The 22,184-nt window shown below is 39.4% G+C and carries 20 protein-coding genes; 12 read left to right on the top strand and 8 right to left on the bottom strand.

The annotated features are described in order from the left end of the window. The first annotated feature begins 28 nt into the window (after positions 1 to 28). From murC to lpxC, 6 genes are all read left to right on the top strand, one after another. Complete coding sequence (gene murC, locus ACU696_RS08400; RefSeq protein ID WP_004913175.1) at positions 29 to 1,492, top strand: UDP-N-acetylmuramate--L-alanine ligase; 1,464 nt, start codon at positions 29 to 31, stop codon at positions 1,490 to 1,492. Between the two features lie 2 nt (positions 1,493 to 1,494). Then, entirely contained in the window at positions 1,495 to 2,415 is a 921-nt protein-coding gene (locus tag ACU696_RS08405) for a D-alanine--D-alanine ligase (protein ID WP_004913172.1), read from the top strand. A gap of 1 nt (position 2,416) precedes the next feature. Continuing rightward, positions 2,417 to 3,223: a cell division protein FtsQ gene (gene ftsQ / locus ACU696_RS08410; protein WP_004913170.1), complete on the top strand. Its 807-nt coding sequence runs from the start codon at positions 2,417 to 2,419 to the stop codon at positions 3,221 to 3,223. Between the two features lie 35 nt (positions 3,224 to 3,258). Beyond that, on the top strand, positions 3,259 to 4,515 hold the full coding sequence (gene ftsA, locus ACU696_RS08415) for a cell division protein FtsA (RefSeq protein WP_004262024.1): 1,257 nt from the start codon (positions 3,259 to 3,261) through the stop codon (positions 4,513 to 4,515). 60 nt (positions 4,516 to 4,575) lie between these two features. Beyond that, positions 4,576 to 5,733 carry a cell division protein FtsZ gene (gene ftsZ / locus ACU696_RS08420; RefSeq protein ID WP_004262022.1) on the top strand — a complete coding sequence of 386 codons (1,158 nt, stop codon included), beginning with the start codon at positions 4,576 to 4,578 and terminating at the stop codon, positions 5,731 to 5,733. A 99-nt stretch (positions 5,734 to 5,832) separates the two neighbouring features. Further along, positions 5,833 to 6,750: a UDP-3-O-acyl-N-acetylglucosamine deacetylase gene (lpxC, locus tag ACU696_RS08425; protein ID WP_004913165.1), complete on the top strand. Its 918-nt coding sequence runs from the start codon at positions 5,833 to 5,835 to the stop codon at positions 6,748 to 6,750. A gap of 38 nt (positions 6,751 to 6,788) precedes the next feature. Here the strand turns inward: lpxC and ACU696_RS08430 are convergent, their stop codons facing one another. Continuing rightward, positions 6,789 to 7,310 carry a DUF721 domain-containing protein gene (locus ACU696_RS08430; protein ID WP_109912939.1) on the bottom strand — a complete coding sequence of 174 codons (522 nt, stop codon included), beginning with the start codon at positions 7,308 to 7,310 and terminating at the stop codon, positions 6,789 to 6,791. A 75-nt stretch (positions 7,311 to 7,385) separates the two neighbouring features. Here ACU696_RS08430 and secM point away from each other — a divergent pair, with 75 nt between their 5' ends. From secM to mutT, 3 genes are all read left to right on the top strand, one after another. Beyond that, positions 7,386 to 7,916, top strand: coding sequence for a secA translation cis-regulator SecM (gene secM / locus ACU696_RS08435; RefSeq protein ID WP_004913160.1), 531 nt, complete (start codon positions 7,386 to 7,388; stop codon positions 7,914 to 7,916). Between the two features lie 86 nt (positions 7,917 to 8,002). After that, positions 8,003 to 10,714, top strand: a complete 2,712-nt coding sequence (gene secA, locus ACU696_RS08440; RefSeq protein ID WP_109912938.1) for a preprotein translocase subunit SecA — start codon at positions 8,003 to 8,005, stop codon at positions 10,712 to 10,714. 61 nt (positions 10,715 to 10,775) lie between these two features. Beyond that, positions 10,776 to 11,183 carry an 8-oxo-dGTP diphosphatase MutT gene (mutT, locus tag ACU696_RS08445; protein WP_109912937.1) on the top strand — a complete coding sequence of 136 codons (408 nt, stop codon included), beginning with the start codon at positions 10,776 to 10,778 and terminating at the stop codon, positions 11,181 to 11,183. 77 nt (positions 11,184 to 11,260) lie between these two features. On the opposite strand, the gene yacG is transcribed toward mutT, so the two are convergent. From yacG to ampD, 7 genes are all read right to left on the bottom strand, one after another. Beyond that, positions 11,261 to 11,458 (bottom strand): DNA gyrase inhibitor YacG, encoded by a 198-nt coding sequence (gene yacG, locus ACU696_RS08450; protein ID WP_004262008.1) that lies wholly within the window; start codon positions 11,456 to 11,458, stop codon positions 11,261 to 11,263. 16 nt (positions 11,459 to 11,474) lie between these two features. Further along, entirely contained in the window at positions 11,475 to 12,233 is a 759-nt protein-coding gene (gene zapD / locus ACU696_RS08455) for a cell division protein ZapD (RefSeq protein ID WP_109912936.1), read from the bottom strand. Between the two features lie 8 nt (positions 12,234 to 12,241). Next, the gene (gene coaE, locus ACU696_RS08460; RefSeq protein WP_004913145.1) at positions 12,242 to 12,847 is read right to left on the bottom strand and encodes a dephospho-CoA kinase; all 606 of its coding nucleotides are present in this window, start codon (positions 12,845 to 12,847) and stop codon (positions 12,242 to 12,244) included. Between the two features lie 155 nt (positions 12,848 to 13,002). Further along, complete coding sequence (locus ACU696_RS08465) at positions 13,003 to 14,190, bottom strand: type II secretion system F family protein (protein WP_110732101.1); 1,188 nt, start codon at positions 14,188 to 14,190, stop codon at positions 13,003 to 13,005. A 1-nt stretch (position 14,191) separates the two neighbouring features. Further along, a complete protein-coding gene (locus tag ACU696_RS08470; RefSeq protein WP_109912935.1) occupies positions 14,192 to 15,592 on the bottom strand; it encodes an ATPase, T2SS/T4P/T4SS family in 1,401 nt (466 codons plus the stop codon). 12 nt (positions 15,593 to 15,604) lie between these two features. Continuing rightward, complete coding sequence (gene ppdD, locus ACU696_RS08475) at positions 15,605 to 16,030, bottom strand: prepilin peptidase-dependent pilin (protein ID WP_004913128.1); 426 nt, start codon at positions 16,028 to 16,030, stop codon at positions 15,605 to 15,607. Between the two features lie 260 nt (positions 16,031 to 16,290). Beyond that, complete coding sequence (gene ampD, locus ACU696_RS08480) at positions 16,291 to 16,836, bottom strand: 1,6-anhydro-N-acetylmuramyl-L-alanine amidase AmpD (RefSeq protein ID WP_004913125.1); 546 nt, start codon at positions 16,834 to 16,836, stop codon at positions 16,291 to 16,293. Between the two features lie 106 nt (positions 16,837 to 16,942). On the opposite strand from ampD, the gene nadC reads away from it, so the two are divergent. The 3 genes from nadC (at position 16,943) to aceE (ending at position 22,178) form a co-directional block, all read left to right on the top strand. Beyond that, complete coding sequence (gene nadC, locus ACU696_RS08485) at positions 16,943 to 17,845, top strand: carboxylating nicotinate-nucleotide diphosphorylase (RefSeq protein WP_109912933.1); 903 nt, start codon at positions 16,943 to 16,945, stop codon at positions 17,843 to 17,845. Between the two features lie 725 nt (positions 17,846 to 18,570). Continuing rightward, complete coding sequence (pdhR, locus tag ACU696_RS08490) at positions 18,571 to 19,341, top strand: pyruvate dehydrogenase complex transcriptional repressor PdhR (RefSeq protein ID WP_117162804.1); 771 nt, start codon at positions 18,571 to 18,573, stop codon at positions 19,339 to 19,341. 170 nt (positions 19,342 to 19,511) lie between these two features. Continuing rightward, positions 19,512 to 22,178, top strand: a complete 2,667-nt coding sequence (gene aceE / locus ACU696_RS08495; RefSeq protein WP_004913119.1) for a pyruvate dehydrogenase (acetyl-transferring), homodimeric type — start codon at positions 19,512 to 19,514, stop codon at positions 22,176 to 22,178. Positions 22,179 to 22,184: the final 6 nt, after the last annotated feature.

The raw sequence follows: 22,184 nt of genomic DNA on the forward strand, positions 1-22,184 counted from the left end.
TCGAATTAATTAGAAGCGAAGAAATATAGTGAATACACAACAATTAGCGAAATTAAGAACATCAGTGCCAGAAATGAGAAGAGTTAGGCACATCCATTTTGTCGGCATCGGCGGTGCTGGCATGGGTGGTATCGCTGAAGTGTTGGCAAATGAAGGCTATGAAATTAGTGGTTCAGATTTAGCACCGAATGCAGTGACTCAACAATTAACCGCATTAGGGGCAACGATTTACTTTAATCACCGCCCAGAGAACGTTGAAGACGCGAGTGTTGTTGTCGTATCAACGGCTATCTCGAGTGAGAACCCTGAAATTCAAGCCGCCAAAGAATTGCGTATTCCTGTTATTCGTCGTGCGGAAATGTTGGCTGAATTAATGCGTTACCGTCATGGTATTGCCGTTGCAGGTACCCACGGGAAAACGACCACTACAGCAATGATTTCTGGGATTTATGCACAAGCAGGTCTTGACCCCACATTTGTGAATGGGGGGTTAGTTAAATCAGCAGGAACACACGCACGTTTAGGTAGTAGCCGTTACTTGATTGCAGAAGCCGATGAAAGCGATGCATCGTTTTTACATTTGCAACCGTTAGTTGCGGTCGTGACAAATATCGAAGCTGACCATATGGATACTTACCAAGGCGACTTCGATAATTTAACGAATACATTTATTAATTTCTTGCATAATCTGCCGTTCTACGGGCGTGCAGTAATGTGTATTGATGATCCTGTCATTCGTTCGTTGCTACCTAAAATTGGTCGCTACATTACTACTTATGGCTTTAGTGAAGATGCTGATGTGCGTATTACGCAATATGAGCAAAAAGGAAATCAAGGCTTTTTCACCATTGCTCGTGAAAATATGCCAGAGCTGACTGTGGTTCTAAATGCACCGGGACGTCACAATGCGCTCAATGCGACAGCCGCAGTAGCTGTTGCCACAGAAGAAGGTATTGACGATTTACATATTTTATCTGCACTAGTTGAGTTTCAAGGTACGGGGCGCCGCTTTGATTTCTTAGGGAATTTCCCTCTGCGTAATGTAAATGGCAAAGAGGGTGAAGTGATGCTAGTCGATGACTATGGCCACCACCCAACAGAAGTGGATGCAACGATTAAAGCCGCGAGAGCGGGTTGGCCAGATAAACGCATTGTTATGGTATTCCAACCACATCGTTATACCCGTACTCGTGACTTATACGATGATTTTGTGAATGTTTTAGGGCAGGTAGATGTACTGCTAATGCTAGATGTCTATTCAGCGGGTGAAAAGCATGTACCGGGTGCAGATAGCCGCTCATTGTGCAGAACAATTCGTGGTCGTGGTCAGATTGATCCTATTTATGTTGCCGATACTGAACAAATTCCGCATATATTAGCTCAAACTCTTGATGAAAATGATTTAATTTTAGTTCAAGGCGCAGGAAATATTGGTAAAATAGCTAAAAACCTAGCTGAAGCAAAATTACAGCCACCGATGGTTGAGGAATAAAAATGACAGAGAAAGTTGCGGTTCTATTAGGAGGCTCATCTGCTGAACGTGAAGTTTCACTTCAGTCAGGAAATGCTGTGCTGGCGGGGTTACGCCAAGCAGGTGTTGATGCTCATCCTATTGACCCCCAAGATTTCCCTGTAGAAACCTTGAAAGATGCAGGTTTTAATAAAGTTTTTATTGCGTTACATGGCCGAGGTGGTGAAGACGGTACATTACAAGGGTTGTTAGAAACACTAAACCTCCCTTATACCGGTAGTGGTGTTATGGCTTCAGCGCTGAGTATGGATAAGCTGAGAACAAAACAATTATGGCAAGGTGCAGGGTTAAGTGTATCGCCATATGTTTACTTAACACAGCAGCAGTATAAGCAGGCATCTCATGAGCAAATTGTCGCTAAAGTGCAATTGTTAGGGCTACCTCTGATTGTGAAACCTAGTCTAGAAGGTTCTAGTGTTGGCATGAGTAAAGTTGATAGCCTAGAGTCATTGCCGGCTGCTTTGGACCTCGCGTTTCAATTTGATGAAACGTTGTTAATTGAAAAATGGCTGAGTGGCCCAGAGTTCACGGTTGCTGTGTTGGGAGATAACACGTTACCGTCAATTCGTATTCAACCACCGGGTATTTTTTATGACTACGAAGCAAAATATTTATCTGATGAAACTCAATATTTTTGCCCAAGTGGTTTAGGTGAACAGCTCGAATCTGAGCTCGCAGAATTAGCACTGAAAGCTTACCAAGCCGTTGGCTGCGAAGGCTGGGGACGAGTTGATGTAATGCAAGATAATGATGGTCAATTTTATCTGCTGGAAGTTAATACATCACCGGGTATGACAAGCCATAGTCTAGTACCGATGGCAGCTCGACAGGCTGGTATGAGTTTTTCACAGTTAGTTGTACAAATTTTAAAATTGGCTCGTTGATATGTCACAAGCAGCACTAAACGTTAGGCATCATAATCAGAATAATGACGAGGATCCACGTTCAGGACCGAGTAATGGTGCATTTTTAGGTGGGTTATTTTTCTTCCTATTTGTGCTTGGCACTATCCTCTGGAGTGGTTGGATGGTGATGACTTGGATGAAAGATGCTGACAGGTTGCCGATGTCTAAATTGGTGTTAACGGGGGAGCGCCATTACACCACAAATGATGATGTCAGAAAGGCCATTTTAGCTTTAGGGCAGCCGGGGACATTTATGACCGTTGATGTCAACGCTATCCAGAACCAAATAAGCATGATGCCATGGGTACGCCAAGTGACGGTGCGTAAACAATGGCCAGATGAATTGAAAATTCACATTGTTGAATACCGCCCATTCGCTAGGTGGAATGACCAAAACATGGTAGATGAACAAGGCAGAGTATTTAACTTGCCAGTTAGCGAAAATGGTAAAGGGGATTATGTGTTGCTGTATGGGCCACAAGGTAGCCAAAAAGATGTCCTTAAAGAATTTGCAGTTTTTAAGAACACGTTAGCAGCACATAACCTAAAGCTAAAATCATTATCGATGACAGCCAGAAATGCCTGGCAAATTATTTTAGACAACGATGTTAGAATCGAATTAGGTAAGAAAGATGTGTCAGAGCGGTTAAATCGGTTCCTTGAACTGTATCCGCTTTTGCAGCAAACAACGGATAAACGCGTTGACTATGTTGACTTACGTTATTCCAGTGGTGCTGCGGTGGGCTGGGCGCCACTATTGGTCGATGCTCCACCGGAGTTACAATAAAGACGATGACTAATAACAAAAATTAGGCAGAAAAAATGATTAAAGCAACGGACAGAAAATTAGTGGTAGGCCTTGAAATTGGAACTTCCAAGGTATCAGCCCTTGTTGGCGAAATTCTGCCCGATGGTATGGTTAATATTATTGGGGTGGGAAGTTGTCCATCTCGTGGAATGGACAAAGGTGGCGTAAACGACCTTGAATCAGTGGTAAAATGTGTACAAAGAGCCATTGATCAGGCCGAATTAATGGCTGACTGCCAAATTTCATCGGTTTACCTTGCGCTATCAGGTAAGCACGTCAGTTGTCAAAATGAGATTGGTATGGTGCCAGTTTCAGAAGAAGAAGTGACGCAAGAAGATGTTGACAGTGTTGTGCATACAGCAAAATCGGTACGTGTACGTGATGAACACAGAATTTTGCACGTAATACCACAGGAATTTGCAATAGATTACCAAGAAGGGATTAAAAACCCAGTTGGTCTATCGGGTGTACGTATGCAAGCAAAAGTTCATTTGATCACCTGCCATAACGATATGGCGAAGAATATCGTCAAAGCCGTTGAACGTTGTGGGTTAAAAGTTGATCAGCTTATTTTTGCCGGTCTCGCTGCAAGTTATAGCGTTTTAACGGAAGATGAGCGTGAATTAGGTGTATGTGTCGTCGATATCGGTGGCGGCACAATGGACATGGCGGTTTATACTGGTGGGGCTTTACGCCATACGAAAGTGATTCCATATGCAGGCAATGTGGTGACAAGTGACATCGCATATGCGTTTGGAACACCACCCAGTGATGCAGAAGCCATTAAAGTGCGCCATGGTTGTGCAGTCGGTTCTATCGTCAGTAAAGATGAAACCGTTGAAGTACCAAGTGTTGGTGGGCGACCACCAAGAAGTTTACAGCGTCAAACCTTAGCAGAAGTGATCGAGCCAAGGTATACTGAGCTGTTAAATTTAGTAAATGAAGAAATTTTAAATTTACAGGAACAGTTACGTCAACAAGGTGTCAAACACCATTTGGCAGCTGGTATCGTGTTGACTGGTGGAGCTGCGCAGATCGATGGTTTAGTCGAGTGCGCTCAAAAAGTGTTCCATACGCAAGTGCGTATTGGTACACCGCTCAACATCACAGGATTAACGGATTACGCGCAGGAGCCATATTATTCAACAGCGGTAGGGCTTCTGCATTACGGTAAAGAAAGCCATTTAGGTGATGATACCGAAGTAGAAAAACGTGCATCAGTTAGCGGGTGGTTTAGTAAAATAACCAGTTGGCTGAGAAAAGAATTTTAATTTTGATAAAGAAGCATATTATTAGCTTCAAAAGTAGTAAGCACAAAACGGAGAGACATTATGTTTGAACCAATGGAGCTAACCAACGATGCGGTGATTAAAGTCATCGGCGTTGGCGGCGGCGGCGGCAACGCCGTTGAACACATGGTGCGTGAACGTATTGAAGGCGTTGAGTTCTTCGCTGTCAATACAGACGCACAGGCGCTGCGTAAAACCGCAGTTGGACAAACTATCCAGATCGGTACAGGTATTACCAAAGGTCTGGGTGCGGGTGCAAACCCTGAAGTCGGCCGTAATGCCGCTGAAGAAGACCGTGAGGCGCTGCGTAATGCTTTAGATGGCGCAGATATGGTCTTTATCGCAGCGGGTATGGGCGGCGGTACAGGGACTGGTGCAGCTCCGGTTGTTGCCGAAGTTGCCAAAGAATTGGGTATTCTGACAGTTGCTGTTGTGACTAAGCCTTTCAATTTCGAAGGTAAAAAGCGCATGGCATTCGCAGAAGCGGGTATCACTGAGTTGTCAAAACATGTTGACTCATTGATCACTATCCCAAATGATAAATTATTAAAAGTACTTGGTCGTGGTATCTCATTACTGGATGCTTTCGGTGCGGCAAATGACGTACTAAAAGGTGCAGTACAAGGTATCGCTGAACTGATTACTCGCCCAGGTTTAATGAACGTAGACTTTGCTGACGTGCGTACTGTGATGTCAGAAATGGGCTACGCGATGATGGGGTCAGGTGTAGCTCGCGGTGAAGACCGTGCAGAAGAAGCCGCTGAAATGGCCATTTCTAGCCCATTATTGGAAGATATTGACCTGTCTGGCGCTCGTGGTGTGTTGGTTAACATTACAGCTGGTTTCGACCTGCGCTTGGATGAGTTTGAAACGGTGGGTAACACTATCCGTGCCTTCGCATCTGATAATGCAACTGTGGTAATCGGTACATCTCTTGACCCAGAAATGCACGAAGAACTGCGTGTCACTGTTGTTGCTACAGGTATTGGTATGGACAAACGTCCAGAAATTACTCTAGTTAGCAACAAGATGTCTCAGCAGGCGTCAATGGAACAGCGCTATCAGCAAATGCAAAATAGCATGTCTTCATTAACAGAAGAGAAGCCAGCGGCTAAAGCGGTCAATGACCAAAATACGCAAACAAATAAAGAACCAGATTATCTTGATATTCCTGCGTTCTTGCGTAAGCAGGCCGATTAATTTTATTTATATTGGTTTCTCCGCTTTTTGTGCTAAAATTTCCTACTGATTATCTTGTATGATGATCAGTAGGACTTATAACATTGCGAGAAAAATACGATGATCAAACAACGGACACTAAAACGTATTATTACAGCGACTGGTGTTGGTTTACATACCGGCAAGAAAGTTACGCTTACATTACGTCCAGCGCCGGCCAATACCGGGGTCATCTACCGTCGTACTGACCTTAATCCACCGGTTGATTTTCCGGCAGATGCGAAATCAGTTCGTGACACCATGTTATGTACTTGCTTAGTTAACGAAGATAACGTGCGTATTTCGACTGTTGAGCATTTGAATGCTGCCTTAGCAGGGTTAGGTATCGATAACATTGTTATTGAAGTCAATGCGCCTGAAATCCCTATTATGGATGGCAGTGCCGCACCATTTGTATTCTTACTGCTTGATGGCGGTATTGAAGAATTAAATTGTGCTAAGAAATTTTTACGTATAAAAGAAACAGTACGTGTTGAAGATGGTGATAAATGGGCTGAAATGCGACCTTATAATGGGTTTAGCCTTGATTTCACAATTGATTTTCAGCACCCAGCGATTGATAGTAGCACACAACGCTACTCACTTGATTTCTCAGCGGAATCATTTGTAAATCAAATTAGCCGTGCGCGTACTTTTGGCTTTATGCGTGATATTGAATATCTGCAATCAAAAGGCTTGTGCTTAGGCGGTAGTTTTGACTGCGCCATCGTTGTTGATGACTATAAAGTTCTTAACGAAGATGGTTTACGTTTTGAAGATGAATTCGTTCGTCACAAAATGTTGGATGCAATTGGTGATTTATTCATGTGTGGACATAACATTATTGGCGCTTTCACCGCGTTTAAATCAGGCCACGCACTGAATAACAAGCTGTTACAAGCAGTTTTAGCGAAAGAATCAGCTTGGGATCTCGTCACATTTGAAGACGAAGCTCAATTGCCTGTCGCATTCAAAGCACCTTCAGCGGTGTTTGCATAAGACGTGATTATGCAGCTATCTTCGAAAGCTAATCGAAGTTAGCCCTTTCTGTTGGTTGCACTAGTACTCTCTCCGGCTAGTGCAGCCAGCCGCTCAAATCTTTCTTTTAATCCCTTCGGGCTATTCTCTGCTAATTTCAAAAGTGCTTGTGCGGTTTGTGTGCTTATCTGGCGTTCGTTCATTTTTTGACTCATTGAGGCCGTTTGCTTAGTTACTGAGCTATTTTGCCTCGATTTTCGCATAAGATCGGGATTGATTCTGATGTCGATAGAAGATAAAGATGGTAGAATGGACGTTCTTAATGCAGAAAGAAGATTGAGTTTTTCGTAATTAAGTCGGGTCATCCAACTGGCATTTGCCACTTCAATGACCATAATACTATTACGGTAGTTTGCAACACGGCACATAGGTTTGATTTCAGCCGGCAGTAACCCTTTTACAGCACGATTCAGTTTGATAATCGCTTTTGCATTACGTTGAATAGTTTGTAAAGTGTTCGATGATGTTGCCAATGATCCTTCAAGAACATCAAAAAGTGCTTGTGGATGACTATCTCTCATTTTTAGCTCCGGCTGAGAATGAAACAACGAATTACAAATAATAATTTTGTCACTTATTCATTATATAAGAGTTTGATGGGCATTTTAAATTTTTGGCGACAACTCGGAAGAAAATACTTTTGGTCCCACCTGCTATTAGGTGTGGTTGCCACGGGTGTCGGCTTGCCTACAATTTTAAATGCGTTATCAGAATCTCAACACACACAGGTTAACTCTTCCCCCGTTAATCGCCAGAGCCAAGCTGTTAATGCCTTTGACAATTTATTTTCTCAACAGAATTCTCAGCGCTCTTCATCATCATCGTCATCCTATTCAGTTAATTACTGGCAGCAACATGCGGTAAGGAATGTCATTCGGCAGCTTACTTTTGCTTTTTCGGCAACGGAAGACGATGATGTAAACACGGCAGCAGAAGAGACTGAAAAGCTTATTGTCCCACAGTTGATGCTAGATACGCTGTATGCCATGTTAGCACAGCGTTCACTTCAGTGGGATGAAAGTGTTATCCAATTTAGTCATTATAACTATCCCCATATTATTGCCTACCAACCTGCAATTTGGATTGCTCAAGTCCACGGCATTCGTGCCGGCCCGTTAACAGCTTAATCTTTACCCATAGCAAGCCAGCTTAGTGCTGTGCTGTCTTGCGCCATAAAATTTAAAACAATTAATTGATTATTAGAGATTAAAATATGTTAACAAAGATTTTGACCAAAGTTTTTGGTAGTCGTAATGACCGTACCTTGCGCCGTTTACGTAAAGAAGTTGAAAAAATTAATCGTCTTGAACCCGATTTCGAAAAGTTATCTGATGATGAATTAAAAGCAAAAACGGTAGAGTTTCGTGAGCGTTTAACGAAGGGCGAAAGTTTAGAAAGCATCATCCCTGAGGCATTTGCAACTGTTCGCGAAGCAAGTAAACGTGTATTTGGTATGCGTCACTTTGATGTACAGCTTATCGGTGGAATGGTACTGAATGAACGCTGTATCGCAGAAATGCGTACGGGGGAAGGTAAAACATTAACGGCAACACTACCAGCTTATATCAACGCATTAAGTGGCAAAGGGGTTCACGTAGTTACGGTGAATGACTACTTAGCCAAGCGTGATGCTGAAAATAACCGTCCATTATTTGAATTCTTAGGTTTAACTGTGGGTATCAACTTGCCAGGTATGGCTCCACCTGCAAAACGTGAAGCGTATGCGGCAGATATTACTTATGGTACTAACAATGAATTTGGCTTTGACTACTTACGTGACAACATGGCATTTAGCCCTGAAGAGCGTGTTCAGCGTAAATTGCATTATGCTTTGGTGGATGAGGTCGACTCAATTCTTATCGATGAAGCACGTACACCGCTGATTATCTCAGGTCCTGCGGAAGACAGCTCTGAACTGTACCAAAAAGTAGATAAACTTATTCCATATTTGCAACGTCAAGAGAAAGAAGATTCAGATACTTTCCAAGGGGAAGGCCATTTTTCGGTTGATGAAAAATCGCGTCAAGTAACCATAACAGAACGTGGGCTAGTATTAATCGAAGAACTTCTAGCAAAAGAAGGCTTAATGGATGAAGGAGAATCTTTATATTCACCTTCTAACATCATGTTAATGCACCATGTAATGGCAGGCTTACGTGCTCACGCATTGTTTACCTTAGACGTTGATTATATTGTAAAAGACGGCCAAATTGTCATTGTTGACGAACATACGGGCCGTACAATGGAAGGGCGCCGTTGGTCTGATGGCTTACACCAAGCGGTTGAAGCAAAAGAAGGGGTTGAAATTCAAAATGAAAACCAAACCTTGGCTTCAATTACTTTCCAGAACTATTTCCGTTTATATGAAAAACTTGCAGGTATGACGGGGACTGCGGATACCGAAGCATTTGAGTTTAGCTCAATTTATAAACTTGATACAATTGTTATCCCAACTAACCGTCCAATGGTTCGTAAAGATTTACCTGACCTCGTTTATATGAACGAAGCGGATAAGTTTGCGGCAATTATTGAAGATATTCGTGAGAGAACCGCCAATGGGCAACCTGTTCTTGTTGGTACGATTTCTATCGAAAAATCTGAATTAATTTCTAATGCATTGAAAAAAGCTAAAATTGCTCACAACGTACTGAATGCAAAATTCCATGCAATGGAAGCGGATATCATCGCAAATGCAGGTCAAGCAGGTGCAGTAACGATCGCAACTAACATGGCCGGTCGTGGTACTGACATTATGTTAGGCGGCAGCTGGCAAACTGAAGTTGCTGCATTAGAAGAACCAACTCAAGAGCAAATTGACGAAATCAAAGCAAACTGGAAAGTTCGCCATGATGCTGTTTTAGCCTCAGGTGGTTTACATATTATTGGTACTGAGCGTCATGAGTCACGTCGTATCGATAACCAGTTACGTGGTCGTGCAGGGCGTCAAGGGGATGCGGGTTCATCTCGTTTTTACCTATCAATGGAAGATGCGCTGATGCGTATTTTTGCCTCAGACCGCGTTACAGGAATGATGAAAAAGTTAGGTATGAAGCCAGGTGAAGCTATTGAGCACCCATGGGTGACCAAAGCTATTGCTAATGCACAACGTAAAGTTGAAAGCCGTAACTTTGATATCCGTAAACAACTACTTGAATATGATGATGTTGCAAGTGACCAACGTCGTGCAATTTATACTCAACGTAATGAATTACTGGATGGCGGCGACATTAAAGAAACGGTTGATAGCATCCGCCAAGACGTATTAACCACTACAATGGATGCCTATATTCCACCTCAATCACTTGAAGAAATGTGGGATATCGAAGGGTTACACCAACGTTTAGTCAATGATTTTGACCTCGACTTACCAATCAAAGAGTGGTTAGATAAAGAGCCAGAGTTACACGAAGAAACATTACGTGAACGTATTATGGCAAAAGCGATTGAAGTTTATGATCGTAAAGAAGAAATTGTTGGCGCAGAAGCGATGCGTAATTTCGAAAAAGGTGTCATGTTGCAAACATTAGACACATTATGGAAAGAGCACTTAGCGTCAATGGATTACTTACGCCAAGGCATTCATTTGCGTGGCTATGCGCAAAAAGATCCTAAACAAGAGTACAAGCGCGAATCTTTCAGTATGTTTGCTAACATGCTTGAAGCATTGAAATATGAAGTGATTAGCACCTTATCTAAGGTACAAGTTCGTTTACCTGAAGAGGTTGAAGCATTAGAGCAACAGCGTCGTGAAGAAGCTGAGCGTTTAGCGAAAAGGCAACAATTAAGCCATGAAGCGGGTGCTGAATCTTTAATGACTGAAACCGAGGCTAAAATAGCAACTCAAGGTCACAAAATTGGTCGTAATGATCCTTGTCCTTGCGGCTCAGGTAAAAAATATAAGCAATGTCACGGTCGCTTAAATTAATTTATTATTAACTCATTAATATAAAAAAGGCGGGGTAACCCGCCTTTTTGACGAAAAAATTATGGAAAAAAAACATTTGCATATCGCGGCTGGAATTATTCGTAATTCCCAGCAACAAATTTTTATTACTAAACGGCCTGAAGGCACGCATATGGCTGGCTTTTGGGAATTTCCAGGTGGAAAACTTGAGATTAATGAATCACCTGAAGCGGCATTAATTCGTGAGCTTGAAGAAGAAGTCGGAATTGTAGTGACTAAGAGCGAGTTATTTCATCGCGTTGATCATGAGTTTGATGACCGTTTCATTACGCTTTATTTTTTTATCGTTACTGCGTGGGAAAATGAACCGTACGGTAAAGAAGGGCAAGATTCGCGTTGGGTTTGTCAACATGACCTTATTGCTGATGAGTTCCCACCGGCAAACCGTATTATTGTCGATTTATTAACGCAGAGAAGTGAATCAGCTTAATAACTGATATTGATATTAAGTGGAAAATACACAATGATATATTTTCCACTTAATTTACTGTGTCGCGACTTAACGTCTTATTTATCTGGCTGTTCACTCCAGTCATCGCTGTCAGAGATATCCCCTTGACTCGCAATTCTTTTTTCCTCACTAGCCCACTCACCAAGGTCAATAAGTTGACAACGCTTACTGCAAAATGGCCGGAAAGGGCTATTTTCATTCCAAACAACTATCTTTTTGCATGTTGGGCAGTTTACTTCAATGATTTCGCTCATAAATATATATCTCTAGCTAGCAACAGGATAACTCAAAACTAATTACATCTGGAAGTATACCATTCTCACTGTCGATATGTAGAAAGCGCAATGCAAATCTTGTTTTATGGCCTGAAATTTGTGGGTAAATAAGGTGCTCAATTGATAATTTGATACGTAGTAACTCTTTACCCTCGACATTATCTTGATAAAAACCATTATGAGATTCTTTTGTTTCGAAATTACCACTTTGACGAATTAATGTAAGGACTAGTTTTAATGCATTATTAAGTGGGTCAAGGCTTTGCAGCCATCCATTGATGGTTTTATTTCTTTCAATTTGCGGGATATTTAACCAAAGCTGTAAAGTGGGGAGATCAAAGCTACAGCAGCCTCCTGGGATGCTTAGTCGTTGGCGTACCATACTGATAATTTTATCTGTTCGTAAATGGTGGCCAAAACGTGAGGCTGACATCAATTTGGCGGTTGTATCAGATAATTGTTCAAGTAATGTAGAAATTAATTGGTTATCGGCATTAGGGGCTTCAGCCCAACTAGCTAGCTGAATTCGTTGTTTTTCGAGCTCTTTCATGAGCTCAGAACGTACTTCGCCTCTATCAAGAATTTCAATTAATTCTGAAACAGAACGAAAAAAGGCAATACCAGTAGAGTAGGAAGTAATATTACTTAGCTCATAAATTTGAGATAAAAGTGTTTCAAGGCGCAACCACGAACGAATTTTTTCATTCATTGGGTATTCATAAGTAATAAAATTTGTTGCAATTAACTCGCCCATTTTAATTCCTATTTTTTTATTTTTGCTAGTGTTAAGTACTGGTTATGTAACGCGGCTACCTTGGTTGAGAGATCCCTATCATGAGAATGGTTTGTTATTATATCATTGGCATAATCAAGTCGTTTTTCACGGCTAACTTGTGCATTAAGTATATTAGTAACTTGTTCTAAACTGGTCTTATCTCTTTTTAGAGTACGTTGAATTTGCTCTTCAACAGTAACATCAACAACTAATACCCTATCTGCCAAATGATGAATATTATTTTCAATCAATAAAGGGACTACCCATAATAGATAAGGGTAATTTATTTGTTGAAATTGTTTTTGTGTTTCTTGTTGGATCAATGGATGAAGTAGAGCATTCAGCCATTTTTTTTCATCAGGTTTGGAAAAAATAATTTCTCTTAAGCGCTGCCTATTTAGAGCTCCGTTAGGAAGAATGACATCCTTACCGAAGTGGCGAGTAATGCTTTTTAGAGCTGGGCTGTTAGGCTCAACAACTTGTCGTGCAATCACATCCGCATCAACTAGGGGAACTCCAAGTTTTGCAAACTCGTTTGCAACAGTTGTTTTACCACTTCCAATACCACCTGTTAAAGCAACTATATAAGGCATATGATTATTCATTTACTCGTTGAAAAAAAACAGATTACACTGAAATAAATCATTTGTCTTCATCCAAAGTAATATTACTGTGAATAGATTAAAAAATAAATCGATATATTATATATTAAAGGGGAAACATAATATCTATATCTATCTGAAATTATTTATAACTCAGTTATAACATTACCTAAATTAAATATAGGTAGATACATTGCTAGCATGACGATACCCACGAGTATAGCAATTAAAACGAGTAAAATAGGTTCAAGATTTTTTAGGTTTTTTTCGGTAATGAAAATATATTGCTCTGAATAATATTTGAATAAATAATTGGAAAAATAGTGTATTTTCCCAGATTCTTCAGCAATAGACATTAGCTGTACAGCTAAATCAGGAAAAAACTTAGTTTGCCTCATAGCATAGGAGAGTAATTCTCCTTTATGTACCGACATATGTACGTGTTTGCAGTCTTTTTTATATTGATTATTATTAATGGTTTGAATAGTACACTTTAAACATTCAGATAATGATAACCCTACATTAATAGTTGAATGCATCGTTAAAAAATATAAACTTAAATTATGAAGTTGTAATGATTTTTTTAATATGGGTAAATGCATTATTGTTTTTTTTATTAAGTTCAGTGCCTTTTCCTTAAATTTAAATATGAAAGGTAATAAAAATAGAATAAGACTAAGTAAGTAGGGTAAATATTCCCTTAGGAAACTTGATATGAAAGTTATAGTTTTTGTAATGAGTGGTAGTTCGTGTCTAACATTTTGATAGATACTTTCAAATTGAGGAACAACATAGATCATCATAATGGCTAATAAAACTATAGAAAAAGATGATAGAATTATTGGGTATCGTGTCGATTTACTGATGAGTAAAGATACTTTATTGTTATGCTCTAAAATTGAATTGATTGTACTAAAGCTTTCCTCGTACTGCCCTGTTTTCTCGGCAACGGTAATAATACTGATTACTGTGTCATTAAAAATGGTGGGATGTTTTTTTAAATATTGTGAAAATTTCTCTCCTTTTTCAATATGGATTATTGAATTTTCGATAATATCAGTCCAAAATGGAAAGGGACAGTTGGTATGCAATATTTTTAAACATTGTATGAGGTTAATACCTGATGATGATAATAAAGATAATTGATGAAAAAAATGAATTCGATAATTAATGTTTTTTTTATCTAATGTAAATAGTGTTTTTAATTTTATTTGTATAGGAATTAAATTTCTTTCAGTTATGTTAATAAAAGCATGTTTTTTACTTTTTGCTATTAGTGTACTGTGTTTTAATTGGTTTTTAAAATCAATGGCAATATATGAATAAATAAACATGTTAATTTACTCCATTTCCGATAATAGAATAGATTTCTTGAAGTGTGGTTTCACCCATTTCAACGCATTCTATACCTGCATCAAAAAGGCTAACAAAATTATTTGGATTTTCTAATGTATTATTTTTAAAGATTTCATAGATATTGCTTTGATCTATATATTCATAAATTGCAATTCTTCCCATAAAACCAGAAAAACAAAGCTCACAGCCTTTTGAAGACCATTCATTGATTATATGGTTATTATGCAATTCAGTTTTTTTAGGTATTGTTTCTTTGCAGTGAGGACAAAGTTTTCGTACTAGCCTCTGTGCAATAACCATTTTTAAGCAAGATTTAAGTTGACTATTTTCTATCCCCAATTGATTCATTCGCTCTATAGCACTAATTGTACAATTTGTGTGCAGTGTTGACAAAACTAGATGACCAGTTTGAGCCGCTCGGGTCGCAATCTTAGCGGTTTCTTCATCACGGATTTCACCAATCATAATGACATCAGGGTCTTGCCGTAGAAGCGCCCTCAAAATAAAAGAAAAATTAAGTTTGTATTTTTCATTAACTTGGGTTTGGTTGATCCCTTGTAGGGGGATTTCAATAGGGTCCTCAATGGTTGTTATATTTCTTGAGGATTGATTTAAATATTCTAGATAACTATAAAGTGTTACTGTTTTACCACTTCCTGTTGGCCCTGTGACTAAAATTAATCCTTGTGGCCGATTTAAATATTCTTTTAACCGTTCAAGAAGGGAAGAGCACATCCCTATGTGCTCTAAAGAATATTTTAATTGCGTATTCAAAATACGTAAGACTAACTTTTCACCATGAATGGTCGGAATGCTAGAAAGACGAATACTATAATTTTGCCCGTCAAAATACCAACTCATTTGACCATCTTGTGGAAGCCTTTTTTCCGCTATATTCATTTTTGCTAGTATTTTTATACGAGCAATAATTTCGCTATTAATTTCATAAGGAGGAGAGGGAATAAAATATAGCTTCCCATCTACACGTAATCTAATTTTTAACCCTTGTTTGGTTGGTTCAAGGTGTATATCAGATGAGCGTTTATGAACTGCTGTTTTTAATAATTCCTCAACAAAATTAATTGCAGGGGATGATGTGTTTAATAGTTCGGTTTCTTGAGGATGATAATTTGTTTCCTCCTCTTTTATTTCATGTACTGTGTTATTAAAATAATGGTCTATTTTTTCTTTTGGCCAAATATCATAACAGACAGGGACGCTAGCAATAAATTTTAATGTGGCTATTAAGTTATCATCCGGTTTTTTAGCAGCGGCGATAGATAACCTTTTTTGATTATAATCTATGATTATAATGTAATTTTTATCACATAAGCTCTTAAGTTCTTTATAAATAAATTGGTCATTATTAGATATATTCATAAATATTCCCAATTAAAAGATAAATGTTTTTTCACATAGTGATTTTAAGTTAGCATTAGTTTTATTTTCGCAAACAACTGCCCAGTTGAAGGGTTTATCTAAGGTTGGAAGGGTTGGTGTTAATGTGACTTTTAAGTCTGATAATGATTTACCAGTAGAGAACGTAATAACTCCAGATTTAACGTCTATCTTATTAATGTATTTCCCTGTTATATTTGTAGGAATATCATCACTACCTCCATTGCATTGCGATAAACTCCCTCGATTAAAACTGCATATTTCTATGCTGTTCTTATAAGGAATAACGGTCTGGAGTACATCGGTAATTGCTGCTTTTTGCATATAGCTTTGATAGCCAGGGATCGCAATAGCACTTAGAATTGATATAATTGCAATTACTACCATAATTTCAATAAGTGAAAATCCTTGTTGATTCATAAATAAAAACCTCCGTTGTTAAGTGAGGTTTTATCATAATTAGATTTTTTAGTTAAAGTTAGAGGTTAAAAAAAGCAGTGCGAAGCATTTTGTAAATATTTATTGGAAAATAGGTAAGGTTGCATTTTTCTTCGAGCAGCTTCGCAATAAATAATAAAGATAAAATAGAAGGTGGAGTTTTTTAATAAATTGAGTGAAGATAAATTTACCTGTTTTGTATTACGGGTAAGATCAAGATAGATATTACCCGGAGCAATAACTCAATTATTATTTAATTTATTCTTATAATATACCCAATCAAAAAATGGGCCAGGATCTGTTTTGCGACCAGGGGCAATATTACTGTGGCCGGTAATATTATTTTTAATTAGTGGATACTCAATTATAAGTAAATTAGTTAAATAAGTAAGGGATTGATATTGTACTTCGGTAAATGGTTCGAAATCAGTGCCTTCTAGTTCAATACCAATAGAAAAATCGTTACATTTTTCTTGGCCTTGGTAGGAAGACTGCCCTGCATGCCAAGCTCGTAAATGAAAGGGGACATATTGAATGATTGTACCGTCACGGCGTATTAGGCAATGAGCTGAAACGCGAAGATGTTTGATTTCATTAAAAAATGGGTGTTCATTAGGGTTTAAAGTCCCTGTAAATAATTGATTTATATAAGGGCCACCAAATTGGCCAGGTGGAAGGCTGATATTATGAATGACTAGTAGAGAAGGTATGGTATTCACGGGGCGCTCATCATAATGTGGGGAAGGGATATGAGTCACATTATTTAGCCAACCATTGTGTATTTTCATATCGTTATCCATAGTATTCTCTTTTCTTTTTTGTTAACACTCGTTATCTGCAAACGAAAAGATTAGCATAGATGAAACAAAGCGAGTGCACATTTTGGAGTTAAAAATGACGATACGGCGATATGATGAACAGCAAAGACGTGAAATGCTTTTTGAGCGGTTACAAATTGATATTCCTTTTATGGTCAGTGTGGCTTTGAAAGAAGATTTAGGTCAGTCTATTGATTATAAAAAAGATATCACTGGCCAGCTGTTAAATATAGATGCGCAAGCGAGTGCTCGAATTATTACCCGTGAACATGGCGTTTTTTGTGGGAAGCAATGGTTAGATGAGGTCTTTCTTCAACTTGGCGGGCAAGTCAAAATTGATTGGAAAGTTCAAGACGGTGAAACTGTTACTCCTAACCAAGTTCTCTGTGAGATGCAGGGCCCATCCCAAATTCTATTAACAGGTGAGCGCACCTCTTTGAATTTCATTCAAACGCTTTCTTCTGTTTCAAGTATAACTGCTGAATATGTAAAACAAATCACTGGTACAAGGGCGAAGTTACTTGATACACGTAAAACTATCCCGGGCTTAAGGACGGCTTTAAAATATGCAGTGTTGATGGGGGGAGGGTTTAACCATCGCTTAGGTTTATCCGATGCTTATTTAATAAAAGAAAACCATATTATATCAGCTGGTTCAGTCGAACGAGCTGTTGAATTAGCGCGTAGCGCGCATCCAGATGTTCCTATAGAAATTGAAGTTGAAAGTTTAGATGAGTTATTACGAGCCTTAAAAGCGCAAGCGGATATCATCATGTTAGATAACTTTACTCCAGTCATGATGAAAGAAGCTGTGGTGTTAACGGCAGGTAAAGCTGCACTTGAAGTTTCTGGCGATGTCACATTAGATACGATAAAAGAGTTCGCAGAAACAGGGGTTGACTTTATTTCTGTTGGTGCGCTAACCAAACATATTAAAGCCATGGATTTGTCTATGCGTTTTATTGATAAAAATCAGTAAGTAATTTGGTTAATACACGAAGCTGCATCAGCTGAGATCCTAAGTTATAGTATTGTTGATGTAGTTTCATCTTGAGTGGCTATTTACGTTAAGTAGGCTTTAGGAATCTAGATCATTCGTTGATTAACAGTATCTAAGTGTTGATTTAAATCTTTATGGGGTTACAACAAAATATTTTGTAGCCCCTAGTCAATTGACCCATTGTGCATTTCTTTTATCCACCTATCAATTGAAACATTACAACGCTATTTTATTTTCTACATCAACTTTATTCTAAGATGATAAGGAATCGGTTTGAGTGTAATTTAACCAAGCGAATTTAAGTTAAGTTTAAAATCGGTTGTGAATTTAACGATTTATTAACATCATTATGGTTTTGATGAGTAAAAAGTACGGCCAATAGAATAATATGGTTAATTAATTATTATTAATGAATTTAAATTCAGTCTATTGGTTGGTTTAACGATTCAGTTTTCATTTATTAGCATAATAAATCGGTTTTAATGTTAAAATATGTCATGTCAAATTGCATATTTAGTTATCAATTCATGCTAAATTTTAAAAAAAATTGTTAAGATTTGCAGGATTTTATGATTTAGCGCAAGGTCTTTATGGACAGATAGTGAATACTTTGTTACTTTATTAACCCATAAATAAATTGGTATTACCAATTAACACTGGGTAATACGTAATCAATAATTACTCACTCATAAATATGGCAGATTATGACTTACGGTAAAATTCGCCAACCAAAGTTATCAGATGTAATAGAGCAGCGTCTCGAACATCTTATTTTCGAAGGGACACTACGCCCTGGCGAAAAGCTGCCTCCTGAGCGCGAACTTGCAAAACAGTTTGACGTATCTCGACCATCAGTGCGTGAAGCAATTCAAACATTAGAGGCGAAAGGCCTTTTATCTCGCCGCCAAGGTGGCGGAACATTCGTGCAAAAGAAAATGTGGCAAAGCTTTAGTGACCCTTTAGCTCAGCTACTTGAAGGCAATCCTGAATCTCAATTCGATCTTCTTGAAACTCGTCATGCTCTTGAAGGTATCGCTGCATATTATGCGGCACTTCGTGGTACCGATGAGGATCTTGAGCGGATTCGCCAAAGCTATGAATTAATTAAGACAGCGCAAGAAAATGGTGGATTAGAAGCAGAGTCAGATGCGGTATTACAATATCAATTAATTGTAACTGAAGCCGCTCATAATGTCGTTTTGCTGCACCTATTGCGCTGTATGATCCCGATGTTAGAACAAAACATTCGTCAGAATTTTGAGTTCTTATATACCCGTAAAGAAATGTATAAAGCAGTTAGTGAACATCGAGCACAGATTTTTGACGCTATAATGGCAAGAGAGCCCGAAAAGGCACGTGAAGCTTCTCATCGTCACTTAGCCTTTATCGAAGATTTACTGTTGGATATTAGCCGAGAGCAAACTCGCAGAGAACGTTCTTTACGTCGGTTACAGCAACATCCTGATTTGAATTAATAATATAGATCCTGACTGCTGCGTCTATATTATTGTGAATACTCTAATTGAGAGTTAAAGCGGCAACTACATCAGGGCCTATCTTCCCGCTGTTTTACGGCAACTGAAAAATAGCAGGAAGATAGGCTCCACATAAACATATAAAATAGATAACAGATAAGGAATACACCATGTCAGATATGTTAAAAAATGACGTGGATCCGATTGAAACTCGCGACTGGCTACAGGCGATTGAATCGGTCATCCGTGAAGAAGGTGTTGATCGTGCTCAGTTTATTATCGAACAGGTATTAAGCGAAGCACGTAAAGGCGGTGTTAATATTGCCGCTGGTGCATCTGGTCATTCTGATTACATCAACACAATAGCTGTTGAAGATGAGCCGGCATACCCTGGTAACATGGATTTAGAGCGCCGTATTCGCTCTGCAATTCGTTGGAACGCTGTAATGACTGTTTTACGCGCTTCCAAAAAAGACTTAGAGCTGGGTGGCCACATGGCTTCTTTCCAGTCATCAGCAACGTTGTATGAAGTGTGCTTTAACCACTTCTTCCGCGCGCACAATAACAATGACGGCGGGGACTTAGTCTTCTTCCAAGGCCACATTTCTCCAGGAATTTACGCACGTGCGTTCTTGGAAGGCCGTTTAACTGAAGAGCAAATGAATAACTTCCGTCAAGAAATTGGTGGAAATGGTCTGTCTTCTTATCCACACCCTAAATTAATGCCTGACTTCTGGCAGTTCCCGACCGTATCAATGGGTCTGGGTCCAATTAATGCTATCTATCAAGCTAAATTCCTGAAATACCTTGATAATCGCGGACTGAAAGATACATCAGCTCAGCGCGTATATGCATTCCTTGGTGATGGTGAGATGGATGAGCCAGAGTCTAAAGGTGCAATTACTATCGCCACTCGCGATAAATTAGATAACTTAGTATTTGTTATCAACTGTAACCTGCAACGTTTAGATGGCCCAGTTACAGGTAACGGTAAAATTGTTAATGAACTAGAAGGTATCTTTAATGGTGCTGGCTGGCAAGTTATCAAAGTTATGTGGGGCGACCGTTGGGATGAATTACTGCGTAAAGACACGAGCGGTAAACTTGTTCAATTAATGAACGAAACCTTAGATGGCGACTACCAAACCTTTAAATCACGTGACGGTGCATACGTACGTGAGCATTTCTTTAATCGTTACCCAGAAACTGCAGCATTAGTTAAAGATATGACTGATGATGAAATTTGGGCTCTGAACCGTGGTGGTCACGATCCGAAGAAAGTATATGCTGCATTCAAAAAAGCACAAGAAACTAAAGGCAAACCAACTGTTATTTTAGCGCAAACCATTAAAGGTTATGGTATGGGTGAAACAGCAGAAGGTAAAAATATTGCTCACCAAGTGAAGAAAATGAACATGGATGGCGTTCGTCATTTCCGTGATCAATTCAATGTACCAGTCGCTGATGAGCAAATTGAAAAACTGCCATACATTACGTTTGAAAAAGATTCCGAAGAGTACAAATATCTGCATGAGCGCCGTCAAGCGTTAGGTGGTTATTTACCCGCTCGTCGCTCAACCTTTGACGAAAAACTAGATATCCCTGCACTGGCAGATTTCAGCCAATTATTGGAAGAACAATCTAAAGAAATTTCAACAACTATCGCGTTCGTTCGTGCGCTGAACGTCATGTTGAAAAACCAATCGATCAAAGAGCGTTTAGTACCAATCATCGCGGATGAAGCGCGTACATTTGGTATGGAAGGTCTGTTCCGTCAAATCGGTATCTATAGTCCTAAAGGTCAGCAATATACTCCGCAAGACCGTGAGCAAGTTGCTTACTATAAAGAAGACTCGAAAGGTCAAATCCTGCAAGAAGGTATCAATGAGCTGGGTGCGGGTTCTTCTTGGTTAGCGGCTGCGACATCATACAGCACTAACAACCTGCCAATGATCCCATTCTATATCTACTACTCAATGTTTGGTTTCCAACGCATTGGTGACTTGATGTGGGCAGCGGGTGACCAACAAGCACGCGGTTTCTTAATCGGTGGTACTTCAGGCCGTACAACACTGAATGGTGAAGGCCTACAGCATGAAGATGGCCATAGCCATATTCAATCACTGACTATTCCTAACTGTATTTCTTATGACCCAGCTTTCGCTTACGAAGTTGCGGTGATCATGCAAAACGGTTTAGAGCGTATGTACGGTGAGAAACAAGAAAACGTTTACTACTACATCACAACGCTGAATGAAAACTATCACATGCCAGCAATGCCAGAAGGTGCAGAAGAAGGTATCCGTAAAGGTATCTATAAACTGGCTTCTGTTGAAGGTAGCAAAGGTAAAGTTCAGCTGTTAGGTTCAGGTTCTATGATGCGCCACGTGCGTGAAGCCGCTGACATTCTGTCTGCAGAATATGGAATTGGTTCTGATGTCTATAGCGTGACTTCTTTCACTGAACTGGCTCGTGATGGCCAAGACTGTGAGCGTTGGAACATGCTGCATCCATCTGAAGCACCACGTGTTCCATACATTGCACAAGTGATGAATGATGCACCAGCAGTTGCATCAACTGACTACATGAAACTGTTCGCAGAACAAGTTCGTACATATGTTCCTGCAAGTGATTATCGTGTTCTGGGTACAGATGGTTTCGGTCGTTCAGACAGTCGTGAAAACCTGCGTCACCACTTTGAAGTGGATACATCCTATGTGATCGTTGCAGCGTTAGGTGAATTAGCTAAACGTGGTGAGATTGATGTAAAAGTCGTTGAAGAAGCGATTAAAAAATACAACATCAACCCAGATAAAGTTAACCCACGTTTGGCATAAGAGGTA

This window comes from Providencia sp. PROV_01 (assembly GCF_053098325.1).

Bases quoted from the DNA above. Each gene is read 5' to 3' on its own strand.
- ACU696_RS08405 (WP_004913172.1), top strand. From the start codon at position 1,495: ATGACAGAGAAAGTTGCGGTTCTATTAGGAGGCTCATCTGCTGAACGT.
- ftsQ (WP_004913170.1), top strand. From the start codon at position 2,417: ATGTCACAAGCAGCACTAAACGTTAGGCATCATAATCAGAATAATGAC.
- ftsA (WP_004262024.1), top strand. From the start codon at position 3,259: ATGATTAAAGCAACGGACAGAAAATTAGTGGTAGGCCTTGAAATTGGA.
- ftsZ (WP_004262022.1), top strand. From the start codon at position 4,576: ATGTTTGAACCAATGGAGCTAACCAACGATGCGGTGATTAAAGTCATC.
- lpxC (WP_004913165.1), top strand. From the start codon at position 5,833: ATGATCAAACAACGGACACTAAAACGTATTATTACAGCGACTGGTGTT.
- ACU696_RS08430 (WP_109912939.1), bottom strand. From the start codon at position 7,310: ATGAGAGATAGTCATCCACAAGCACTTTTTGATGTTCTTGAAGGATCA.
- secM (WP_004913160.1), top strand. From the start codon at position 7,386: ATGGGCATTTTAAATTTTTGGCGACAACTCGGAAGAAAATACTTTTGG.
- secA (WP_109912938.1), top strand. From the start codon at position 8,003: ATGTTAACAAAGATTTTGACCAAAGTTTTTGGTAGTCGTAATGACCGT.
- mutT (WP_109912937.1), top strand. From the start codon at position 10,776: ATGGAAAAAAAACATTTGCATATCGCGGCTGGAATTATTCGTAATTCC.
- yacG (WP_004262008.1), bottom strand. From the start codon at position 11,458: ATGAGCGAAATCATTGAAGTAAACTGCCCAACATGCAAAAAGATAGTT.
- zapD (WP_109912936.1), bottom strand. From the start codon at position 12,233: ATGGGCGAGTTAATTGCAACAAATTTTATTACTTATGAATACCCAATG.
- coaE (WP_004913145.1), bottom strand. From the start codon at position 12,847: ATGCCTTATATAGTTGCTTTAACAGGTGGTATTGGAAGTGGTAAAACA.
- ACU696_RS08465 (WP_110732101.1), bottom strand. From the start codon at position 14,190: ATGTTTATTTATTCATATATTGCCATTGATTTTAAAAACCAATTAAAA.
- ACU696_RS08470 (WP_109912935.1), bottom strand. From the start codon at position 15,592: ATGAATATATCTAATAATGACCAATTTATTTATAAAGAACTTAAGAGC.
- ppdD (WP_004913128.1), bottom strand. From the start codon at position 16,030: ATGAATCAACAAGGATTTTCACTTATTGAAATTATGGTAGTAATTGCA.
- ampD (WP_004913125.1), bottom strand. From the start codon at position 16,836: ATGAAAATACACAATGGTTGGCTAAATAATGTGACTCATATCCCTTCC.
- nadC (WP_109912933.1), top strand. From the start codon at position 16,943: ATGACGATACGGCGATATGATGAACAGCAAAGACGTGAAATGCTTTTT.
- pdhR (WP_117162804.1), top strand. From the start codon at position 18,571: ATGACTTACGGTAAAATTCGCCAACCAAAGTTATCAGATGTAATAGAG.
- aceE (WP_004913119.1), top strand. From the start codon at position 19,512: ATGTCAGATATGTTAAAAAATGACGTGGATCCGATTGAAACTCGCGAC.